Source organism: Aquibacillus salsiterrae (assembly GCF_028416595.1).
Classification (GTDB): Bacteria; Bacillota; Bacilli; order Bacillales; family Amphibacillaceae; genus Aquibacillus_A; species Aquibacillus_A salsiterrae.
The window spans coordinates 104,466-125,398 of record NZ_JAMQKC010000007.1 but is presented as its reverse complement, the minus strand read 5'-3'; the positions used below and the strand labels follow the sequence as shown (position 1 = coordinate 125,398).

Below are 20,933 nucleotides of genomic sequence, written 5' to 3'. Positions count from 1 at the left end.
AAAGATAAGTAAGGATTAAAAATCCAAAAGCTGTCTAGCCCCTCGGTTCATAAGTCAATTCTCATGTCAGGTTATCTGCCTAAATTCGTTCAATTTAAACGAATCCATGTTTAACACATTTAAAATTAGGGGAAATTTCAAATAAATATTCAGAAAATTATTGCATTAAGAGCCAAAATCTAGGATAATAAAAAAAAGGAACAAGGGGGCGTGTTCCATGAAGAAGCACAAGGTAAATTACAAGCTACAGACGTATGGAGCAAATCACGCAACAAAGATTTCTGCAAAGAGGGAAATATCCTACGAAATTAAATTGGCGTCAAAATTGATCCTTGATGAATTATGTTTTAATTGGAATAAGTCACGCTTAGAAAATCAGATTAATGAATCAATCGATTCAAATGACAGAGAATCCTTTATGCATCTGAGTAAAAAGTACCAAGCATTTGTAAAAGAGTAATTTTTATGATAATCCTTGTCAGTAGCAAAAGCTGACAAGGATTCTTTTGGTTTAGGTAGTGGAATAAAATGGTATTTACATCGTACCCCTTTTCATCGACTGATTATGTGTTACTATTTTATATATTAGTTAAATCAAGAGATAGAAGGGATTATTATGAGTAAATACGGTCTACTATTATTAACAGCTATCCTATTGATTGGATGCAACCAACAAGAAATCTTACCATCTTTGCCGCTAACAACCAGTGCTAAGCATCTAGAAGATAAGCAAGAAATTGAATTAGTTGATGTTGTCGTACAAAAGGAAAGTGATGAAGTGTTGGAGGATAAAACAACGGAAACAGAGGACAAACCAGAACAAATCGAGAAAGACCCAATCCTTGTTGTAGACAATCCTACAAGTGTAGAGGTGTTAGTCAATAAACAGCGAAAGTTACCGGATGGTTATTCTCCAAAGGACCTAGTCGTCCCAAATGTCCCATTTTACTTTAGTGAGGATGATCCGAAAAAAAAAATGCGTAAAGAAGCTGCAGCCGCGTTAGAAAAACTGTTTAAGGGAGCGGAACAAGCTCAGCTTGATTTAGTCGCAGCATCTGGATACCGTTCATACGAGAGACAAAAAACGATCTACGAATATAATGTTACAACAAGAGGACAAGCAGTTGCAGACAAGTATTCTGCAAGGCCAGGTACTAGTGAGCATCAGACAGGCTTAGCTATGGACGTAACGACTGCACAAGTAGCCTTTTCACTTGAAGAAACATTCCGACAGACGAATGAAGGGGAATGGCTCGAACAAAATGCGCATAGCTATGGATTTGTTATTCGTTATCCAAAGGGTAAGGAAGAGATTACCGGCTATAGCTATGAACCATGGCATATTCGCTATGTCGGTAAATCGATTGCAACAGAAATTTATGACCAATCATTAACACTTGAAGAATACTTCACAAGGGAATAACCTAGCACGGGGCACCTTTTCACCTTACCTACATGGAGGGGCTACGCGCTCCCTTAGCTAGGCATCTTTACAATAATCTCTTTTTACACAAAAAAACCTCTATCCAAGATAGAGGTAGTCTCCTATGTTTAATTACTAATAAAGCAAGGAATTCTGCTGGATTCTTCAGAGTTCCTCCCTTCGCTTTTATAATTCTATTATACCATTATTGGACGAAAACTGTAATACTGTTTTGACGTCAGAAAAATTTCCCTCTTTTTTTCGAAAGGTAGGAATGTATAACAAATCTAAGCGTTGATAACATTCAGTGACAGCCACGTCCAGCTTCAGCGCTTTTCTTAATGTTTTTTCAAAAGTTTGATACAATAGACAAGGGTTGTTTATAATCTAACTAGAACATCTTTACAAAACTGCTAATAGGGGAGGATTAAGTGAATGGACTATCGAATCGAAAGAGATACACTAGGTGAGGTAAAGGTAGCAAATGATAAATATTGGGGTGCCCAAACACAACGGAGTAAGGAGAATTTTCCGATAGGGCAAGAAACAATGCCTAATGAAGTTATTGACGGTTTTGCTATTCTGAAAAAAAGTGCAGCTGTTGTTAATAGTGAATTGGGTTTACTTGATAAGGAAAAAGCTGACGCGATTGTTTATGCTTCAGACCAAATTATTGAGGGGAATTTAACAGAACATTTCCCATTGGTAGTTTGGCAAACAGGTAGTGGTACCCAATCAAATATGAATGTGAATGAAGTAATTGCATTTGTCGGGAATAAGTGGCTTAAAGAGCAAAATAGTGAATTAACACTACATCCAAACGACGACGTTAATAAATCACAAAGTTCTAATGACACGTATCCAACAGCTATGCACATTGCTGCTGTCATTAAAATGGAGGATGTTGTTATCCCATCCTTACGTACGTTAAAGACAACAATAAAAGAGAAAATGGAAGCGTTTAAAGATATTGTTAAAATCGGTAGAACACATCTTCAAGATGCTACTCCGTTGACATTAGGTCAAGAGATCAGTGGTTGGCACCGCATGCTCGAGAAAACCGAAAAGATGATAGAGCAAAGTACTACATATGTTAAGGAAATCGCGCTTGGCGGAACAGCTGTTGGTACGGGACTAAACGCACATCCACAATTTTCTGAACGAGTCGCGACGAAAATTAGTGAATTTACTGGAAAAGATTTCATAACTGCGCCAAATAAATTTCATGCCTTAACTAGTCATGATGAACTAGTATACGCTCACGGTGCTTTAAAGGCACTTGCCGCTGATATGATGAAAATCGCCAATGATGTTCGGTGGCTAGCTAGTGGTCCACGCTGTGGAATCGGCGAAATCAACATCCCGGCCAACGAGCCAGGAAGCTCAATCATGCCAGGAAAAGTAAATCCAACGCAAAGTGAAGCTGTTACAATGGTTGCAGCGCAAGTTATGGGGAACGATGCGACCATAGGCTTTGCGGCTAGCCAAGGTAATTTTGAACTAAATGTATTTAAACCAGTGATTGCTTATAACTTCTTGCAATCAGCCCAATTGTTAGCTGATAGCATGGTGTCATTTAACGATCGTTGTGTCGTTGGACTTGAACCAAATTATGAAAATATCGAGAAGAACTTAAATGACTCGTTGATGCTGGTTACCGCATTAAACCCTCACATTGGGTATGAAAATGCAGCTAAAATTGCCAAGAAAGCATTTGCAGAAAATACGACATTAAAAGAAGCAGCAGTTAGTTCCGGTTTATTAACCGAAGAACAATTTGACTCGTATATTAACCCGAAAGAAATGACCTATCCGAAATAAGAAAATAGGTCGCGCCTTCGAAACATGAAAACCACTTGTTTCTGCGATGTCAATTCTTAGAAGCGCTCCTTAGTGCCCAGCTTAAGACCTCAGGCGGGGTAGGCTCCCGGAGCTAGACGCTCTTGGATTTTTTTATACATTGCTACAATCCTTCATTTTGCCTTTGAAAAATGGAGGATTTGTTTTAATATAAAAAAAGTAAGTGGCTCCATCCTTGTCATGGCAGCTTCCATGTGATTCCATGTTTTTCCTCCCGAAAAATCCACATATTATTTTGCTATCCTGACCACAATAGTTAGCACAGGAGGTGATAAGACATGCCAAGCAGCAATAACTCAAATCAATTATTAGTTCCTGGTGTTGAGCAAGCACTAGATCAAATGAAGTATGAGATTGCACAAGAATTTGGCGTGAACCTTGGAGCTGATACAACTTCACGCGCTAACGGATCTGTTGGTGGCGAAATTACGAAACGTCTAGTCCAAACTGCTGAACAACAATTTGGTGGTCAAACTAGATAATTAGTAAAAAATCAGTCATCTCTCGTTCACCGCTCCTTGGTAAGTAACCTTAAATTACCAAAAAAAATCCGAATAAGATTTTAGGTTTCCTGATAATAATAAAGATTACAGGAGGTGATAGCAATGCCAAGCAGCAACAATTCAAATCAACTACTAGTACCTGGTGTAGAACAAGCACTAGATCAAATGAAGTATGAAATCGCGCAAGAATTTGGTGTAAACCTTGGTGCTGATACAACTTCACGCGCTAATGGTTCTGTTGGCGGAGAAATCACCAAACGTTTAGTCCAAATTGCTGAACAACAATTCGGCGGGCAAACGAAGTAATCCTGTAAGCAAAACAAGATTTATTTTCTAAAAATTTTCGGAGGTGTATGTAACATGGCAAGCAGCAACAATTCAAACCAATTACTAGTACCTGGAGTTGAGCAAGCATTAGATCAAATGAAGTATGAGATTGCACAAGAGTTTGGTGTAAACCTTGGAGCAGACACTACTTCCCGTGCTAACGGTTCTGTAGGTGGAGAAATTACTAAGCGTCTAGTCCAAACTGCTGAACAACAGTTTGGTGGACAACAACAATAATAACTGAATAAACATGGCGTGAAGAGGCACCAATAATTGGTGCCTCTTTTTAATAAGCACTTTTTTATGGATAATCTATGTGATTCAATAACATAATAAAGTTAGCGATGTTGGAGGTGGTTAGTCTGAATTATTTATGTCCAGTATGTAATGGTTTTGATACGGTTGAAAGAGCATGCCCGTCTTGTCACCAGTATACAGAAATGCAAAACCAAGGTAGGGTAGTGGACTTTATGGGAGATTATATTCCTTATTTAGATTATGAAGGTACAAACTTAATTGATGGAATGTCAAATTCAAAGAGAAATCATATTTGCTTACATCTGTACCACTGTCATAACTGTGGCAATGAGTTTACAGTTCCAATTGATGAATTATTATTTTAACATACACAAAAAGCGCGAGGAGCTATTGTTAGCTCCTCGCGCTCGACTTGCGCTTTTCTTATTATCTAATTCTTAGTTCAGAGTCTTTGTCGAAGAAGTGTGATTTGTGCATGTCAAATGCTAAATCAATCTTTTCTCCGCCACCTTTGATATCTGTTCTAGAGTCAACACGAGCGATAAATTCTTGGTCACCAAGGCTAGAATATAGATAGGACTCAGAACCCATTAATTCAGCAACATCAATTTTTGCAGTTACTTTTGAACCAGGATTAGCATCGATGAATACTGGCTCATCATGCATATCTTCAGGACGTACACCGATTACTAATTCTTTGCCAACATAACCTTGTTCACGAAGAATTTTCATTTTTCCTTCAGGTACTTCTAGAGAAACTCCGCCAGTTTCAAATTTGCCATCAGTCAATTTACCGGTAAAGAAGTTCATTGCTGGTGAACCAATGAAACCACCAACGAAGATGTTTTCAGGCTTATCATAAACTTCTTTTGGAGCACCAACTTGTTGGATGACACCGTCTTTTAATACTACAAGACGAGTTGCCATTGTCATCGCTTCTGTTTGGTCGTGTGTTACATAAATAGTAGTTGTTTGCAGACGGTGGTGAAGCTTTTGAATTTCAGCACGCATCTGTACACGTAATTTAGCATCAAGGTTTGATAATGGTTCATCCATTAAGAATACTTTAGCATCACGGACAATCGCACGACCTAAGGCAACACGCTGACGTTGACCACCAGAAAGTGCTTTTGGCTTACGATCTAAGTATTCTTCAAGACCTAAGATACGAGCAGCATCTTTAACACGACGCTCGATTTCTTCTTTTTTGAATTTACGTAATTTTAAACCAAATGCCATGTTGTCATATACGTTCATGTGTGGATATAGCGCGTAGTTTTGGAATACCATCGCAATATCACGATCTTTTGGAGCAACATCGTTCATTAATTGGTTATCAATGTAGAATTCTCCACCAGAAATTTCTTCAAGTCCTGCAATCATTCGAAGTGTTGTTGACTTACCACAACCAGATGGACCAACGAATACGATAAATTCTTTATCTTTAATTTCTAAGTTAAAGTTGTCTACTGCCTTTTGTCCGCCTTTGTCATAAATCTTATCAATATTTTTTAATGATAATTCTGCCATTTGTTATTCCCTCCCGTAATGTGAAAGCGTTTTATTCATGTGTTTAGTTTACTTAATTTTGTCGGACAGGTAAATAGTAACGATGCACAAAAAAAAGTGCTTGGTTTGTGCACGCTTACAAAACGGATTCACTATGTACGTAAAAAAAGACGGACACGGGCCATAACTGACCCGCTGCTACAGTGTCAAATTAGTCTCCCAATGACTTTTTATGTTTCAACAATAACGTCAAATAAACGGATAATGCTCCTTTAAATTGCTTGACGTCAATGCCCGTTTTTTCAATGAATTTGTCAACACGGTATTGTAAACTGTTGCGGTGCATATAAAGCTTCTTAGCTGCTAAAGTTGCATTAGAATTACTTTCAAGAAAGGTGCGTATCGTCTCAAGAAGGTCGTCTTCTGTAATAGTATCCTTTAAAATGGAAGGGATAATAATATCGCTTGTTTGATCATCACTAGGCTCTAAAAATAGAAAAGGAACCGCAGAAATATGGTCCATAATCGATCCTTTCATATATTTGTTTACCTTCTGATAACAATCTTTGATCCATTTGAAATACTCGCTAGCACGATCAACCTCATTAAAATAAGGCCCAATATAAAACTTTACCTTCATATAGAAGTCACTCATTAATACTTCAATCATTTCCTCATAAGATATATCCACTTCCTCAATCGGTTCATCTTCAATTAGAATTCCTTCATGGTTATTCTCCCAAATGATTGGTACCTTGTAGGGGAAAAGCCCATGGATAGCTTCACGGAAAGCAATTGGGTCGACTTTGTCATCGGATAAAGAGAAATAAACATAGCGGTAAGATAAATTTTTTTGATTTTTTACTAGGTCTGCTGAATTTCCATTATTGAAAATGACGTTTATCCAATCATCTTCTCTTTTCGTTAACGGTGGTTGACTTGCATAATAGGGACTCAAAAAAGTGTTTAGTAGCATTTGTTCTTTTTCCGTTAAATGGTCAATAGGGATGCCAATAATCTCATTGTCTGGTGTACTATACCAATCGTAATATTCGCTATCCATTGCAATCTCCAGTTTAGCTTCAATTAAATCAGGGAAAATTTCCTTTAATTTCTCAATCATGTTAATGCCTCTTTCATTCACCTTTTTCTTTATTATACCAGACTAAAAATGAGGCTACTACAAAGTATCTAAACTCTGTAGTAGCCCCATCTACTTAACCTCTTTCCTCGGCATCTGGAAACGGCTCATTTTCTTCTGGTAACTTGCGCGTTTCTTCAATTTGCATTCGTCCGTGGATGGATTGTGTCGTTCCACCTGCCATCCCTTCACTAATCATTCGGTCAACGTCTAGCTCATGTTCTTTACGGTCTTCATAAGGATCATTGTTATACCTTTGTTTATCATTCATAGTGAGAGCCTCCTTTCTGTATTAGTTTTTCACGAAAAGGAGGCATCATTCGTAATCCTTTTTATTCATTCGTAAATTGTGTAAGTAAAAAGCATATTTATATGGAAAAGTAAACACTTTTTCCGCTTGTTCGTTTAAAGTCGGATGAAGAAATACACTAAATCCAGGCTTTGCATTTGCCTCAAATAACCAGACTTTTCCTTCGGCGTCAATTCCTAAGTCAAATCCGATTTCACCAATGGGGTTGTTTACCTCTTTATCAATTGCCTGACTTAGTTTTAATGCTGTTTTAGATAACTTTTCTTCGATTCGCTTGGTTTTTTCTGGAGAAAATAGTTCGTCTATGGTGTGAATACTCCCTCCACGTTGTACGTGGGTTGTTAAACTTCCTTTTCCAGCAAACTTAGCACAAAGTAAAGTTACTTCCCATGTGTTTTTTTCGTTTTTGTTTACGTGAATTCGAAAATCAATCGCACTATTATCTTTTTTTAACAGGTCAATTTCCTTTTGCACAACAAACCCTTTTAAACCGTTAGGAAACAATTGGTGGAATAGGGAATTTGGATTCGTATAACGATTTATTTGAGCGTGATCCCTATGATAATAGTGACATTCTATTTCACCCGATTCCCGTTTTGTACATTTTACAATGCCGGTGCCACGACTACCGTGGATTGGTTTAATGTAGATTGGTCCTTTTTCTAATAAATCAATGATTTTTCGTTTGGAAGGATGTAAAATGGTCTCTGGTAACAGGTAAGAACAGTCATTGTTTTTCATTAATCGTTCGTATATTTCCCATTTGTTAAAAAAGTCATGGTTGAACAAAATAGCACGACTTTCAATTTCTTTCTTAGAAGCCATTACATTGGGGTGGTGTTCGGTCTTTCGGTTAGGTATACGATTATAAACGACAGATGGGATGTGAAAAACCGCTTGGTCCCATTTGAAACCGTTCCAATAGTATGCATAAACTTTACTTTCATTGGACAATATATGCTGATGGCCGAAAAATAACGTTCGAAACCCAAGCTTATTTCCGATGATACTCATCCGTCTAAATAGATCAGTGCGTGAACCAAGTAAAGATTGTTCGGAGTGAAAACCTGCGATGAAAACGCCTAGATAGAGTAACAGCGTACACATGTTTTGATCGAATTCCATTGTAATTGTTTTGTGTTTGGCTAAGTTTAGCTTCGCTTTTAAATTGGAGGATATATATAATGTTTGGGTATCCTTGTGGTGACTTAAGCACTCGACATAGGATTGATTTATTCCATACTTGATTGTTTGGATTGATTTCAGTTGTTTGTAATATTTTTGCGGGACAATCATTCTATTTTGTGTACCCGGGTAAAATTTCAATTGTAAGGTTAAGGTTGTCAAGGTATTGTCCCTCCTTCTTATTTCAAAGATAGTTTCAATTTATAAATGTATATGTTAAAACTTTTCAACTAATGACTAGCCTTATATACTTAGAAACGTAGTATTTGTAATTACGGAGAACGAAAGGAAGTTTGTTAATGGCAACATTTTTTCTTATTGTGCTAATGGTCATAATTGGAGCAGTTATTGGTGGGGTAACTAATTCATTGGCAATCAAGATGTTATTTCGCCCTTACCAACCTAAATACATAGGAAAGTGGCGCCTGCCTTTTACTCCTGGCTTAATACCTAAGCGAAGGGATGAACTGGCAAAACAATTAGGCAAAACAGTTGTTGACCACTTATTGACAGCAGAAGGTTTGCAAAACAAATTACAGCAATCCCAATTTCAAGAGCAAGTTATTCAGTGGTCACAAGATGAATTATCTCGGTTTATGAATAAAAAGCAAACAACTAGAGAGTTTCTTGCCTCAGTTGGTATTTATTTAAAGGAAGAAGAAGTAAAAAACAGCTTGTTTCGAACTACGAAGCAGCTTATTTCTCTTGCAATAAACCAAAACAGTACGGTGTCAGTGCGTAACTTTGTCAAAGACATTGACCGTAACAAAACAGACGATACAATTGACAAAATAGCCGCATATCTTCAACGTAAAATAAGTGACTTCTTAGCTAGTGACCAAGCAGGAAAACAAATAGGTATTCTAGTGGAATCCTATCTTGATGGCAAGGGGTTCTTTGGTAATATGATTGCTTCTTTCCTTGGGAATGAAGGAATTGCTGAAAAAGTTCAACCGCTTTTAGTCAGTTATTGTCATTCTGAGGAAGCGAAAGACCTGTTAAAAGTGGCATTATCGAGAGAGTGGGAGAATCTTTTAGATAAGGATATCGGAGAACTAAGAGACAGTTTCGAGAAGGTTGAAGTTGATCATTTAATCGCTCAGATCGTCTCTTATTCTCTCCCTGTAGACCAATTGTTAGGTAAAACAGTTGATCAATGGATGTTACCTATAAGGGACAAAGTGCTTTACCATGTGCTTCCTGTTATCGTGACTCAGCTTTTAACTGCTGTGTCTGCCCGGATGAGTTCCTTGCTGGATAAACTAGACTTGGAACAAATAGTAGAAAATGAAGTTGGGGCATTTCCGATTGCTCGGGTAGAGGAATTAGTCCTAAATATTTCAAAAAAAGAATTCAAGATGATTACCTATTTAGGCGCACTACTCGGTGGGGGGATTGGTCTTTTTCAAGGGATACTAGTTGTGCTGATTGGTTGAATCTTTGGGGATGGCTATTGCTATACATGAAGCGGCTCGTTTGTTATAGTGATTGGGAGGAAAAAATACTGATTTATATATCTTGAAAAGGAGACGATAACGTGGCGAATATACATGACAGCGCGTACGAATTAGAAAAAGCTATCCGAGGTAGTCAAGAATTTCAAGAACTAAAGCAAGCTTATGAAGATGTAATGGCAAACGAACCTGCTAAAAAAATGTTTAATGATTTCCGTCAAACACAAATTGAATTGCAACAGAAGCAGATGCAAGGAGAGCAAATTTCAGAAGAAGAGGTTGAAAAAGCGAGAAACGTTGTTCAACTTGTTCAGCAGCATGCACAAATTTCAAAGTTAATGGAGCAGGAACAACGGTTGAATGTGCTTATAAATGATGTCAGCCGAATTATTACAAAACCTTTAGAAGAATTATACGGAGTACCAGAAGAAAGTTAACACTTACAGCTTGTTTTTTAAAAAAGATAAGATGAAAAATGCAAGAGCTGTCTGCTCCGGGCACCTACCCCGCCTGAGGTCTTAAGCTGGCAAGGCGCTTTCGCTTTTCTTATTTAATAAAATAGCGTATTTGAGAGCATTTAATTGAATCCAATTTGATGCTCTTTTTTGTTGCCTAGCTTGATGTGTGGAACTGTAAAGTTAGCCACGTCTATTCTTCGCCTTGGCTCAAAGATAAGAAAGCATAGCAAGACCCACGAGTTGTCTAATGCAGGGTGCTTTTTATCTTAGATAAATTTATCGAACGTGCATTCGGTTGTTGATTTTGATAAACTAGTAGTAAGTACAATATGGAAGGACTTTTCCTATGAGCGATAAAATATCTTTTATTCATTGTGCAGACTTACACATTGATAGTCCATTCAAAGGGCTATCATCGATAGGGGACAAGCTTTTTAAAGAAATTCACGATAGTACTTATACGGCATTAGACAATCTTGTTCAACTAGCACTGGACAAACAAGTCGATTTTGTATTAATCGTTGGTGATCTGTTTGATAGTGAACAACAGAGTATGAAAGCCCAGACAAAGTTGAGAAAAGCGTTCGAGAGGTTAGAAGTAAGTGGTGTTCAAGTATATTTATCTTACGGTAATCATGATTACACCGGCGGGCGCGTGTTTGATATTGGTTATCCGCCGAATGTTCATAGTTTCCAATCAGAACAAGTAACAAACAAAATCTTTTATAAAAACGGCACTCCTATAGCATCTATTTATGGCTTCAGTTACCAAAGTCGTGCGGTTTATGATAACAAGTCTAAGGAATTTGAAATTACAAATACGACACCGTTTCACATTGGAATGCTTCACGGTAGCGTTAATACCAACACAGAACACGACGTTTATGCTCCTTTTCAAGTTAAAGATTTATTAGAAAAACCAGTGGATTATTGGGCATTAGGGCACATTCATAAATCTCAGGTATTAAAAGATAACCCACCGATCATTTATCCGGGAAATATTCAGGGACGCTCAAAGAAAGAGTCAGGTGAAAAAGGGTGTTTTTACGTGGAAATGGATGAGCATGGTAGTGCGTTTGAATTTTTTCCATTACAGCACATTCGCTTTGAAACACTGCCGATACATGTTCGTCAGTGTAGAAAGCCTCAAGATATCGAAACCTTAATGGAGGAAACAATTGACCAGTTGAGGAAACGAATAGGGAAATGTATTTTAAAGGTTGAACTCGAAAGTGATTCAGAACTACTAGAAACATGGGGAAGAAACGGAACCCTGCAAGATATCGTTGACTATTTAAACGAATTCTACGAGAAGGAAACGGAATGGGTTTTTATACAGGAGATAAAACTCGTTCAGACTATCCACTGGAATAGGAATCAGTTAATAAATGGCCAGCATTTCATTGGGGAACTCTTACAATCCTTTGAAAATACAACTAGTATTGATGATTCAGTTCAGCCGTTATTTAGTCACCGAACTGCAAGGAAGCATATAAAGCCATTTACTAACGAAGAGGAACTTGAAATATTAAAAGAAGCAGAGCAGTACCTCGTGTACAGGCTGCTAAAGGATTGAATGTAAAATGAGAGTGAAACGTGCTAATATATATGGATTTGGTAAATGGCAGGATTATCAAATTGATTTTCCGGACACTTCCCTTGTTGTCATTAATGGAGCAAATGAGTCTGGAAAGTCAACACTAAGGCAATTTTTATTATTCATGCTGTTTGGGTTTCCACCGAAGAAAAGGGAACTATACATGCCTAAAACGGGTGGAAGAATGGGTGGCCAATTAACGGTATCAACTGAATCAGATGGGGTATTTTCGATTGAAAGGATTCACGACAGACGTAATGGTGAGGCAGTTTGTTGGTTAGCTGATGGAACTGTAATGGATGAAGAATGGCTGAAAATAAGGCTCAATGGCATCGATGAAAAAACCTATAATTCCATATTCTCGTTTGATGCGAAACAGTTAACGACACTAGATAACATCAGCCGAGAACAATTAGGTGATGTCTTACTAGGTATTGGTATGGCTGGTACCGAAAAAATATATACCATTGAAAAAGAATTAGAAAATGAGTTGAATGACCTTTTTAAACCACAAGGAAGAAGACCAACAATTAATGAATGTTTGAATGAAATAGCGAGACACTACACAAAAATGAAAGAATTAGAAATTCGAGAAATAGCCTACAATGATAAAAAGAGAACGGAGCGGGAGTTAGCTGAAGAAATTAACCTACTTCAAAGGGAACTTGTCCAGTTAACACACAAAAGAGATAGTTACCACAAATTAATCGATATGTATCCTCTTATTGAAGATTATCACCATACGGTTCGTGAGCTAAGTCTTTATCCAGAGCAATTAACATTTCCTGAAAATGGTTTTACACGATATCAACAAGTAAAGGAATACGTGTTGCCGTTAAGGAGTGAACTTTTTGCCGTAACCAATCAACTAAAAGACTATCATGAGCATTTGACGATGATTCAAGCACAAATGCTTTCCGCCTCTGTTCTTGAACAATTGAAATATACCGTCGCATCCTTTGATAGCTATGCTATAACGAAGAAACAAATGGAGGAAAAGAATAAGGAAGTCACCCATTTAAAACAGACCTTAACAAACGAGCTATCGACACTAGAAATTGGGTTCACAGTAGACAATTTAGCAACATTATCCTTTCCATTCCATGTTGAGGAAACATGGTTTCGTCTCAAGCAGGAATTAGAACAAATTGAGCAGGAAAAAGATAATATTGCCAATGAATTATCACGGATTGATCACCAAATGAACCAACTTCTAACGGAAAGGAATAAGCTAGAAAACGAGCAAATCGAGGAGCATTCATTAGGGCAATTTATTCAAAAAGTAGAGAAAAAAGAAGCGCACAATCAACGAGAACCTGAAACATACAAGCAAACACAATGGCAACAGTTTATTGAAAACGACAAAAAAATTAATCATAGGACTCTTGTTATTGCTGGAATCCTCAGTGCGCTTATTATTTTAGTTGGATGGTTTGCCAATCAACCATTACTTTTATTGGTAAGTATTGTACTAGTTAGTATCGTCGTGTTTTTTCAATCGATCTCAAAACGAAGAAATAAGTGGATGGATAACTTGTTTGATGTAGATGAAGCAAGAACGGAAATCATTAGTGATGATGAATATTACGAATTAAAAGAAATGGTAAGCCGACAGGAACAAATCAAACAACATATCCTTTCGATGAACAATGAGCTTCACCAGCTTGAAGTAGATAGACTAAAACGGAAGGAAAGGCAACGTTTTTTTAATCAAAAAAAGTCAGCAACGGATCAGTATGTACAAGAAGAGATTGCGGCATACCCATTCCTACAAGGTGTCTCCGTAAAACATTGGCCACTGCTTTACAGGCGATTGTCTGTCATCTTAGATAAATATGAACAAATGGTTGAAAAAGAAGAGCAATTCAATTATCTGTGTAACCAAAACCGAAATTACGAACAGGACTTATTTCATTGGATTGAAAAAAAAGGATTAATGGAGGAAAAGCAGACGATCGAAAATGCAGTAGTATTTTTAAAAGAGTTATTGAAGGAACAAACAAGGTTAAGTAACCAGCACGACCATTATACACAGTTGTTTAAGCAACTGAATGAACAAGAACGTGAACTTAACCGGAAATTACTTCCATATAACGAGGAGTTGCAGCAATTATTCTCGATTGCTGCTGTTACCAACGAAGAGGATTTCTTAAAAAAAGGAAAACAGGCAGAAGCAAAAAAACAATTGAATGACAAACTAATCCAATTAAAGAAACAATTAGAAACAGTTGTAACTAATAGCAATATCAATCAACTAGAAGAGACTGATATTGCATTTATAAAAGGAAAGTATGATCAAATAACACAAACGATGACAGAAATGGATGGCTTACTCGAATCTAAAAGACAGGCATTAGCTGACATAAGGTCAGTTATTCATCATCTGGAAAATTCTGAGGATTTTTCGATGATGAAGCATCGTTATGCGAACGACTTGGACCGCTTACAACATTTAGCTAAGAAATGGGCAGTGTTGACAGTTGCTAAAGATAAGCTTACCGAGACGAAAAATGTATACCAGGATAAGTATCTTCCGAAAGTGATTGAGCAAACTTCCACTTATTTTAGACGATTAACATTTGGTAGATATGTACAGGTTTATCCCCCAATCGATAAGCACTCCATCCAAGTAGAGGATGAACGGGGAATTCGGTTTACTGCCGAACAATTGTCACAAGGAACAAGAGACCAGTTGTATGTTGCCTTACGAATTGCGTTAAGTACCCTATCAAATAGTGATGCAAACCTACCATTTTTTATCGATGATGCTTTTGTCCATTTTGATCACCGAAGAGAACAAGTGATGTTTGACATATTAGTAGAGGTTTCTAATAATCAACAAGTGATTGTTTTTACTTATGACCAAATATGGAAAGACTATGCTAACAAAAGAAGTGGTGTCTTTGTAAAAGAGGTATTAACTACTGATTAATGTCATTTTAAAAAAGTATAAAGATCCAAGAACTGCTGACCGAGGCACTTACGCTTTTCTTTGTGTAATAGAATTATTCCTTCTTTAGTGATAAAATAGTCTTGATAAAAATAACGGGGTCCTCTCCCCGTAAATAGTGTATGTGGAGGTATCGTCCTATTGCCCAACGATAATGTGAAAGCAGAATGGAACGAGTATGAGGAAATCATTGAAAAATTTGTCCAAGTTATTGCAAAAAATATGAATCTGTATGGAATTACTCCTTCAGTTGGACGCCTGTACGGAGCACTTTATTTTAATGATGGTCCAATGACGTTAGATGAAATGACCAAAGCCTTGGAAATGAGTAAAACAAGTATGTCTACCGGTGTTCGTTCCCTTTCAGAAATGAAAATGGTTGAACCTGCATTTAAAAAAGGTGTTCGAAAAGATTTATATAAGTCAGAGGAAGATTGGTATAAATCATTCACTTCGTTATTCGGAAATAGATGGAAAAATCAAACGGAGACAAATATCGAGGAAGCAGAAGAAGCAATTCTTGATTTAGAAGAAATAAAAAGTAAGACTAGTGATCAAGCACTAAAAGATAAGATTGACTTAGACATCGAGCGACTAGATTATGCGAAAAATTACTATCGTTGGCTAATGCGCTTTATTCAAGTGGTGGAATCAGGGGGAATATTTAAGTATGTGCCAAGGCATGACAATTAGATAAATTCAGTAACAGCAACGTCCAGCTTTAGCGCCTAGCCCGCCTTAGTCTAGCAAGGTGCGACTTGCGCTTTTCTAATAAGATAAGAAAGTATAAAAAAATGCAAGAGCTGTCTAGCTCCGGGCCCCTCGAGGTCTTAAGAAAAAAATTTTGCTTAAGCTTGTCGGGGGTGTGCAAGGCGCGACTTGCGCTTTTTGTTCTAAGGGGGTTGATTTTATGAAAAATGGAATTGGGTATCATAATGTAGGAGATCTTTTTGATTCTTTTATGCTAGTAAAAGCTGCAACTAAGGGTGTTGCTAGTAATGGCAAACCTTTTCTCACACTTGTCTTAAGTGATACATCGGGTGAAATTGAAGCGAAATTATGGGATGCAACGCCGGAGGATGAAGAACTATTTCACGCAGAGCAGCTTGTGAAAGTTATGGGTGAAATAAATCAATTCCGTGGTCGTTCACAATTGAAGATTCATTCTATTAGACAAGCCCAACCGACCGATGGCGTTCAGGTTGCAGACTTTATTGAAAAGGCGCCAGTTGATAAAGAAGAATTAATGGGTAGATTAACAGAAATTATCTTTGATATGAAAAATCCTAATTTGCAACGAATAGTTAGGTATTTTGTCAAAAAGTACCAGGATGAATTGGGTGTTTATCCAGCGGCTACGAAAAATCACCACGAATATGTGTCAGGCTTGCTGTATCATGTTGTTTCGATGCTCAATATTGCTAAAGAACTAAAAAATCTCTACCCAGAGATAAACAAAGATTTGTTATATGCAGGCATCATTCTACATGATTTAGGAAAAATGAAGGAATTGTCAGGGATTAGCGCACCTACCTACACATTGGAAGGAAAATTACTTGGTCATATTCCTATGATGGTCGAAGAAATTGGTCGAGCCGCTGAGGAATTGCAAATTATCGGGGAAGAAGTAACGATCCTTCAGCATATGGTATTAAGTCATCACGGGAAAGCGGAGTGGGGAAGCCCAAAACCTCCACTTGTTCGAGAAGCTGAAATACTGCACTTGATTGATCTCATTGACGCAAAAATGAATATGCTAAACCGAACACTTGCAAAGGTTAAGCCAGGTGAATTCACTGAGCGAATGTTTGCAATGGACAACCGCTCGTTTTATAAGCCTACCTTTGATGAATGATAGATTGGTAGGTAGTATAATAGAAATACTAAATCCGAGAAATTGGATGTTAGACGAAAGTTAAATATGCAGCTTAGAACGGAGCAAACAGATGAAATGGTCAGACTGGGATCGAAATTTAAAAATTCGTCTTTTTGGGGAAGGGACGATGAATTTTCTATTTTGGTCTTATTTCCCCTTTATGACAATATTTTTTGAAAAGTCATTTGGAAAAGAAAATGCAGGATTATTATTGATCCTTTCACAAGCCTTCTCCGTCATCGCAAGTTTAGTTGGCGGTTATTGTGCAGACAGATTTGGCAGAAAGCGGATGATGGTTTTATCAACGGCTGGACAGTGTTTGACTTTTGTCCTTTTTGCCATCGCAAATTCCCCGTGGTACACATCTCCTACCTTAACGTTTTTATCGTTCACCATGTTAGGTGTCTGGGGAGCGCTGTATTGGCCTGCATCCCATGCAATGGTAGCTGATGTAGTAAGTGAAAAAAACCGTTCATCGGTGTTCGCCGTATTCTATACATCAATTAATATTGCTGTTGTTGTTGGCCCAATTATAGGGAGTTTTGTCTTTTATCATTATCGATTTGAGATGTTAGTAGCGGGCTTTGTGTTGACCGCAGTTCTGATGGTTGTTTTGCAGAAATATCTTGGAGAAACGGCAGTGTTTAAAGAACGTCTAAAGTCTGCAGATACTAGATGGTATAAAGCAATTTGGGATGAACTAAGTGACTATCGTGTAATTGCTAAAGATAAAACTTTTTTGCTATTTATCATTGCAGGTGTTCTCGTCGCTCAAACGTTTATGCAGTTGGACTTATTAATCGCTGTGTATACAAGTGAAGTTATTCAGTACCAATCGCTACTACAGTTTGGTGAAAGGAATCTTTCTGTCTCTGGTGAAACAGCCTTTGCGCTAGTTTTGGCTGAAAATGGTCTGTTGGTGGCACTGTTTACAGTATCTATTACGAGAGTGATGAATAAATTTAAAGAACGGCGTGTATTTGTAGCCTCTAGTTTTTTGTACGGAATAGGAATCATTATTTATGGACTATCCCAAAATGTATGGATTTTCCTGCTTGCGATGGCTATTTTTACTACCGCTGAATTAATGATTGTCGGAATACAAGAAAGTTTTGTTTCAAGACTGGCACCGGAAAACATGCGAGGGCAATATTTTTCTGCAGCAAGTCTAAGATTTACAGTTGGTAAGCTAGTTGCGCCTATCAGTTTGATATTAAGCAATTATATGTCTTATACATTTGTTTTTATCATTCTTGGATTATTAGCGTTTGTTAGTGGTGGTGTTTATTTTATAATGTTTAAGAAAATGGATAGGCGATACAGTTAGATAAACTCTATTCATATTCTTTCATCATATTTTAACTCTCGTCCACATATACTTGTTACAAAGTAGGACAAGGGGAGGAAAAAATTATGATTTTGGGTGTCCCATGGTGGGTATATATGTTTATTTTCTTTATCTTCTTTAGTGGATATATGTCATTTCGGGCCATGTTAGCAGAACGCAAGCTTGAACAACAATTTATTGAGAGCCAAGGGAAGGTATACATGGAACGGATTGAACAAGAACGGGAGAAAAAGAAAAAGACTAGTCCTGAATTAATGTCAGAGTAAGCAGCGGGATTCATTTTATTTATCAGTTAAGACAAGACATCTTCTGAATTTTATACGTAAAAAAAGGTCGAACCAGCTATGGTTCGACCTTTTTGCACCAACAGATAAAAACTCTATATGAGATCACTTTTCAAAGCGCCAAGCGACTCGTAAGTATTATTCTGCTGCTTGTGCTGTTTGTTCCGGTTGTTCAAATAAATCCTTAAACTCTTCAATTTTAACGTCTATTTTTGCATCATCCATAATCTTTTGAATCTTGGCTTGTGCATCTTCGTTAGAGATTTTACTGTTTGCAATTTCTCTACGCAAATCATCTTTCATATCTTCCAATGGATCAAGCTCTGTATCCGTCTCACGTTTGTCTGTTACTTTAATGACATGCCATCCGTTCGATGATTGGACAGGCTCACTAAGTTCGCCGACTTCAAGCGAGTACGCAGCATTCTCGAATTCTGGAACCATTTGACCAACACCGAAGAATCCTAACTCGCCACCTTTGTCAGCGGAACCAGGATCTTGGGAATACTCCTTAGCAAGGTCTGCGAAGTTTTCACCATTGTTCAATTTACTAATTACTTCATTAGCCGTTTCTTCATCATCTACAAGAATATGACTAGCTTCAACTTCCGTTTGCATCCGGTCATAACGTTGTTGAATTTCTTCGTCAGATACATCAATATTCTCCGTTAATACCTTTTCTTGAATCATACTTAATCTTACTGCCTCACGAAACGCATCTTCGTCTGTATATCCACTTTGTTGAAGAACCATATCAAACTGGTCTCCATATTGTTCTTTTAGCTGATCAATTTGATCATCGACTGCACTATCTTCTATTTCATATTGACTCTCTAACACTTTTTTCATAACCATTTGCTGTAATACAGCACTACCATTTTCACTCTTTAATTCTTGATAAAATTCCTCTTTTGTAATATCTCCTGCTTCTGTTTCAACAACCGTTTCGGGGTCATCCTGTGAGCAAGCAGCTAAAGTTATTATTCCTGCTGTCATTGTTGCTGCAATTATCCATTTCTTCATTACATGAACACTCCTAATCTTTACTTTTACCTAAGTAATTTTTATTTAACATAACCAAGTTGTACAGGCTCTTGAAATAATATACCACATTTTTATGTAAAAAAAATAGTTCCCGGGACAATTTCCTTACTTTTTCCATAGTTAATACCTGTCCAAAAAACAAGATTGTCCAAAAAAAATGCCCGAACTACCCAATTAAAAAGGGAACTTCCGACATTTCTTTTAACTCATTTATTTTATGTGTATAATACTTCAACGTAGGAAGAAATTAACAAAATTGTCACTAGGATATTAATTGTTCGAAAAACATTTGGTTGGCGTTCCTTCGACATTTCCGTTTGAATACACAGCTTTAATGTTAGTGAGTTGAATAAAAACAGTACGAAAAAAGCAAAGAATACAAAAACTATTACCATTGATCAGTGACCTCCTTTTGCCTATGAAACTACTTTATCAAAAAATGAGCAAATTGAACAGGTTTAGAAGGGAATAAAAAAGCTGACTAAGTATTATCACTTTTGCCTATTATCCAATCATATGACGGACAACAAAAAATATCCATCAAATTGCATGGGACTTTAGGAAACAAAGTGATACTTACTTTAATCAGCTATTAGTTCTAAAAGATAAGAAGTATAAAAAATCCAAGACTGTCTAGCTCTCCTTAGTCTGACCAAGGCGCTTTCGCTTTTATACTAATATATCATAGCCATCTTGATCATTTTCCACAATACATTTTCGAGGTGCTCTTAGAAGGTGTTGGATATATAGAAAATCAGTGAAAGATAAACCAATATTAAATGCAGTGAAAATTAAGAAATAAGCATAATAGTCAACAAATAAATAACTAGATATTAGCCCTGGTACTGTTAAGAATAGTGTCGGTGCTAATAATGAGAAAACAGTTGTATACTTTGACATCTTTGATTTACTTAAATTTGATATAATTGGTATGATTCCTTTTTTAAATTGCCATTTAATTTTTAATCGTCGATTTACTAGGAACAATGGTAAAATGTGCATAAGGTTGTGTACCAAAGGCAACAATGCTAACCCTACTACTAAAGGGATGAATCCATGGTCTTTTAATTCATGAGTTTGATTAATAATTGAAAATGGTAGATAAAGAAATATGAAAGATAACATACCTAATAATAAAGAAACAACATAAATGCGATTGACACCGAATTCTCTGGTAACGTTAATTGTTTTCCAGCAATTCATCATCAATTCCCCCTTTACTAGCCAGTGTTAAAATGTGTGTGTGGGAAAGGGTTCCTGTACTTATCCCTCAACGAATATAGTACGTTTCTAGGTAAAAATCAATACTTTTTTAGTAAAAAGTGAAAAAGCCAAATTAAATACAGCTAAATGTACAAAAGTAAACGAGTAAACTATACTAATCTGGTACTACAAATAAATGAAAT

Annotated in this window: 22 protein-coding genes; 15 read left to right on the top strand and 7 right to left on the bottom strand. The window is 37.0% G+C overall.

Annotated features, from left to right (window positions below; translation table 11 throughout):
• The first annotated feature begins 217 nt into the window (after nucleotides 1-217).
• The 7 genes from NC799_RS10265 to NC799_RS10235 all read left to right on the top strand — a co-directional run bounded on the left by NC799_RS10265 (nucleotide 218) and on the right by NC799_RS10235 (nucleotide 4,736).
• Nucleotides 218-460 (top strand): IDEAL domain-containing protein, encoded by a 243-nt coding sequence (locus NC799_RS10265; protein WP_272446363.1) that lies wholly within the window; start codon nucleotides 218-220, stop codon nucleotides 458-460.
• Nucleotides 461-616: 156 nt separating this feature from the next.
• A complete protein-coding gene (locus tag NC799_RS10260) occupies nucleotides 617-1,423 on the top strand; it encodes a M15 family metallopeptidase (protein WP_272446362.1) in 807 nt (268 codons plus the stop codon).
• 435 nt (nucleotides 1,424-1,858) lie between these two features.
• On the top strand, nucleotides 1,859-3,244 hold the full coding sequence (fumC, locus tag NC799_RS10255) for a class II fumarate hydratase (RefSeq protein WP_272446361.1): 1,386 nt from the start codon (nucleotides 1,859-1,861) through the stop codon (nucleotides 3,242-3,244).
• 317 nt (nucleotides 3,245-3,561) lie between these two features.
• The gene (locus tag NC799_RS10250; RefSeq protein ID WP_186579206.1) at nucleotides 3,562-3,765 is read left to right on the top strand and encodes an alpha/beta-type small acid-soluble spore protein; all 204 of its coding nucleotides are present in this window, start codon (nucleotides 3,562-3,564) and stop codon (nucleotides 3,763-3,765) included.
• Nucleotides 3,766-3,888: 123 nt separating this feature from the next.
• Nucleotides 3,889-4,092: an alpha/beta-type small acid-soluble spore protein gene (locus NC799_RS10245; RefSeq protein ID WP_272446360.1), complete on the top strand. Its 204-nt coding sequence runs from the start codon at nucleotides 3,889-3,891 to the stop codon at nucleotides 4,090-4,092.
• Between the two features lie 54 nt (nucleotides 4,093-4,146).
• The gene (locus tag NC799_RS10240; protein WP_272446359.1) at nucleotides 4,147-4,350 is read left to right on the top strand and encodes an alpha/beta-type small acid-soluble spore protein; all 204 of its coding nucleotides are present in this window, start codon (nucleotides 4,147-4,149) and stop codon (nucleotides 4,348-4,350) included.
• A gap of 116 nt (nucleotides 4,351-4,466) precedes the next feature.
• The gene (locus NC799_RS10235; RefSeq protein ID WP_272446358.1) at nucleotides 4,467-4,736 is read left to right on the top strand and encodes a hypothetical protein; all 270 of its coding nucleotides are present in this window, start codon (nucleotides 4,467-4,469) and stop codon (nucleotides 4,734-4,736) included.
• Between the two features lie 61 nt (nucleotides 4,737-4,797).
• Here the strand turns inward: NC799_RS10235 and NC799_RS10230 are convergent, their stop codons facing one another.
• From NC799_RS10230 to NC799_RS10215, 4 genes are all read right to left on the bottom strand, one after another.
• A complete protein-coding gene (locus tag NC799_RS10230; RefSeq protein ID WP_272446357.1) occupies nucleotides 4,798-5,901 on the bottom strand; it encodes an ABC transporter ATP-binding protein in 1,104 nt (367 codons plus the stop codon).
• Nucleotides 5,902-6,091: 190 nt separating this feature from the next.
• A complete protein-coding gene (locus NC799_RS10225) occupies nucleotides 6,092-7,003 on the bottom strand; it encodes a PucR family transcriptional regulator (RefSeq protein WP_272446356.1) in 912 nt (303 codons plus the stop codon).
• A 94-nt stretch (nucleotides 7,004-7,097) separates the two neighbouring features.
• Nucleotides 7,098-7,292 (bottom strand): hypothetical protein, encoded by a 195-nt coding sequence (locus tag NC799_RS10220; RefSeq protein ID WP_272446355.1) that lies wholly within the window; start codon nucleotides 7,290-7,292, stop codon nucleotides 7,098-7,100.
• A gap of 45 nt (nucleotides 7,293-7,337) precedes the next feature.
• Entirely contained in the window at nucleotides 7,338-8,678 is a 1,341-nt protein-coding gene (locus NC799_RS10215) for a YheC/YheD family endospore coat-associated protein (protein WP_272446354.1), read from the bottom strand.
• 137 nt (nucleotides 8,679-8,815) lie between these two features.
• On the opposite strand from NC799_RS10215, the gene NC799_RS10210 reads away from it, so the two are divergent.
• The 8 genes from NC799_RS10210 to NC799_RS10175 all read left to right on the top strand — a co-directional run bounded on the left by NC799_RS10210 (nucleotide 8,816) and on the right by NC799_RS10175 (nucleotide 18,465).
• Nucleotides 8,816-9,952 (top strand): DUF445 family protein, encoded by a 1,137-nt coding sequence (locus NC799_RS10210; RefSeq protein WP_272446353.1) that lies wholly within the window; start codon nucleotides 8,816-8,818, stop codon nucleotides 9,950-9,952.
• A 101-nt stretch (nucleotides 9,953-10,053) separates the two neighbouring features.
• On the top strand, nucleotides 10,054-10,407 hold the full coding sequence (locus NC799_RS10205) for a YlbF/YmcA family competence regulator (protein WP_272446352.1): 354 nt from the start codon (nucleotides 10,054-10,056) through the stop codon (nucleotides 10,405-10,407).
• Nucleotides 10,408-10,774: 367 nt separating this feature from the next.
• Entirely contained in the window at nucleotides 10,775-12,004 is a 1,230-nt protein-coding gene (locus NC799_RS10200; protein ID WP_272446351.1) for a metallophosphoesterase family protein, read from the top strand.
• A 7-nt stretch (nucleotides 12,005-12,011) separates the two neighbouring features.
• The gene (locus NC799_RS10195) at nucleotides 12,012-14,957 is read left to right on the top strand and encodes an ATP-binding protein (protein WP_272446350.1); all 2,946 of its coding nucleotides are present in this window, start codon (nucleotides 12,012-12,014) and stop codon (nucleotides 14,955-14,957) included.
• 159 nt (nucleotides 14,958-15,116) lie between these two features.
• On the top strand, nucleotides 15,117-15,668 hold the full coding sequence (locus NC799_RS10190; protein WP_272446349.1) for a GbsR/MarR family transcriptional regulator: 552 nt from the start codon (nucleotides 15,117-15,119) through the stop codon (nucleotides 15,666-15,668).
• A 217-nt stretch (nucleotides 15,669-15,885) separates the two neighbouring features.
• On the top strand, nucleotides 15,886-16,830 hold the full coding sequence (gene yhaM / locus NC799_RS10185; RefSeq protein ID WP_272446348.1) for a 3'-5' exoribonuclease YhaM: 945 nt from the start codon (nucleotides 15,886-15,888) through the stop codon (nucleotides 16,828-16,830).
• Nucleotides 16,831-16,978: 148 nt separating this feature from the next.
• Complete coding sequence (locus NC799_RS10180; protein WP_334313860.1) at nucleotides 16,979-18,178, top strand: MDR family MFS transporter; 1,200 nt, start codon at nucleotides 16,979-16,981, stop codon at nucleotides 18,176-18,178.
• A gap of 86 nt (nucleotides 18,179-18,264) precedes the next feature.
• Nucleotides 18,265-18,465, top strand: coding sequence for a sporulation YhaL family protein (locus NC799_RS10175; protein ID WP_272446346.1), 201 nt, complete (start codon nucleotides 18,265-18,267; stop codon nucleotides 18,463-18,465).
• A gap of 156 nt (nucleotides 18,466-18,621) precedes the next feature.
• On the opposite strand, the gene NC799_RS10170 is transcribed toward NC799_RS10175, so the two are convergent.
• The 3 genes from NC799_RS10170 to NC799_RS10160 form a co-directional block, all read right to left on the bottom strand.
• Nucleotides 18,622-19,506 carry a peptidylprolyl isomerase gene (locus tag NC799_RS10170; RefSeq protein ID WP_272446345.1) on the bottom strand — a complete coding sequence of 295 codons (885 nt, stop codon included), beginning with the start codon at nucleotides 19,504-19,506 and terminating at the stop codon, nucleotides 18,622-18,624.
• Nucleotides 19,507-19,742: 236 nt separating this feature from the next.
• Nucleotides 19,743-19,922 carry a hypothetical protein gene (locus NC799_RS10165; protein ID WP_272446344.1) on the bottom strand — a complete coding sequence of 60 codons (180 nt, stop codon included), beginning with the start codon at nucleotides 19,920-19,922 and terminating at the stop codon, nucleotides 19,743-19,745.
• A 274-nt stretch (nucleotides 19,923-20,196) separates the two neighbouring features.
• Complete coding sequence (locus tag NC799_RS10160) at nucleotides 20,197-20,730, bottom strand: DUF3267 domain-containing protein (protein ID WP_272446343.1); 534 nt, start codon at nucleotides 20,728-20,730, stop codon at nucleotides 20,197-20,199.
• Nucleotides 20,731-20,933: the final 203 nt, after the last annotated feature.

Coding starts and splice junctions, on each gene's coding strand:
- NC799_RS10175 (WP_272446346.1), top strand. CDS start 18,265: ATGATTTTGGGTGTCCCATGGTGGGTATATATGTTTATTTTCTTTATC.
- NC799_RS10210 (WP_272446353.1), top strand. CDS start 8,816: ATGGCAACATTTTTTCTTATTGTGCTAATGGTCATAATTGGAGCAGTT.
- NC799_RS10180 (WP_334313860.1), top strand. CDS start 16,979: ATGAATTTTCTATTTTGGTCTTATTTCCCCTTTATGACAATATTTTTT.
- NC799_RS10245 (WP_272446360.1), top strand. CDS start 3,889: ATGCCAAGCAGCAACAATTCAAATCAACTACTAGTACCTGGTGTAGAA.
- NC799_RS10160 (WP_272446343.1), bottom strand. CDS start 20,730: ATGAATTGCTGGAAAACAATTAACGTTACCAGAGAATTCGGTGTCAAT.
- NC799_RS10260 (WP_272446362.1), top strand. CDS start 617: ATGAGTAAATACGGTCTACTATTATTAACAGCTATCCTATTGATTGGA.
- NC799_RS10225 (WP_272446356.1), bottom strand. CDS start 7,003: ATGATTGAGAAATTAAAGGAAATTTTCCCTGATTTAATTGAAGCTAAA.
- NC799_RS10250 (WP_186579206.1), top strand. CDS start 3,562: ATGCCAAGCAGCAATAACTCAAATCAATTATTAGTTCCTGGTGTTGAG.
- fumC (WP_272446361.1), top strand. CDS start 1,859: ATGGACTATCGAATCGAAAGAGATACACTAGGTGAGGTAAAGGTAGCA.
- NC799_RS10170 (WP_272446345.1), bottom strand. CDS start 19,506: ATGAAGAAATGGATAATTGCAGCAACAATGACAGCAGGAATAATAACT.
- NC799_RS10220 (WP_272446355.1), bottom strand. CDS start 7,292: ATGAATGATAAACAAAGGTATAACAATGATCCTTATGAAGACCGTAAA.
- NC799_RS10230 (WP_272446357.1), bottom strand. CDS start 5,901: ATGGCAGAATTATCATTAAAAAATATTGATAAGATTTATGACAAAGGC.
- NC799_RS10200 (WP_272446351.1), top strand. CDS start 10,775: ATGAGCGATAAAATATCTTTTATTCATTGTGCAGACTTACACATTGAT.
- NC799_RS10165 (WP_272446344.1), bottom strand. CDS start 19,922: ATGGTAATAGTTTTTGTATTCTTTGCTTTTTTCGTACTGTTTTTATTC.
- yhaM (WP_272446348.1), top strand. CDS start 15,886: ATGAAAAATGGAATTGGGTATCATAATGTAGGAGATCTTTTTGATTCT.
- NC799_RS10240 (WP_272446359.1), top strand. CDS start 4,147: ATGGCAAGCAGCAACAATTCAAACCAATTACTAGTACCTGGAGTTGAG.
- NC799_RS10265 (WP_272446363.1), top strand. CDS start 218: ATGAAGAAGCACAAGGTAAATTACAAGCTACAGACGTATGGAGCAAAT.
- NC799_RS10195 (WP_272446350.1), top strand. CDS start 12,012: ATGAGAGTGAAACGTGCTAATATATATGGATTTGGTAAATGGCAGGAT.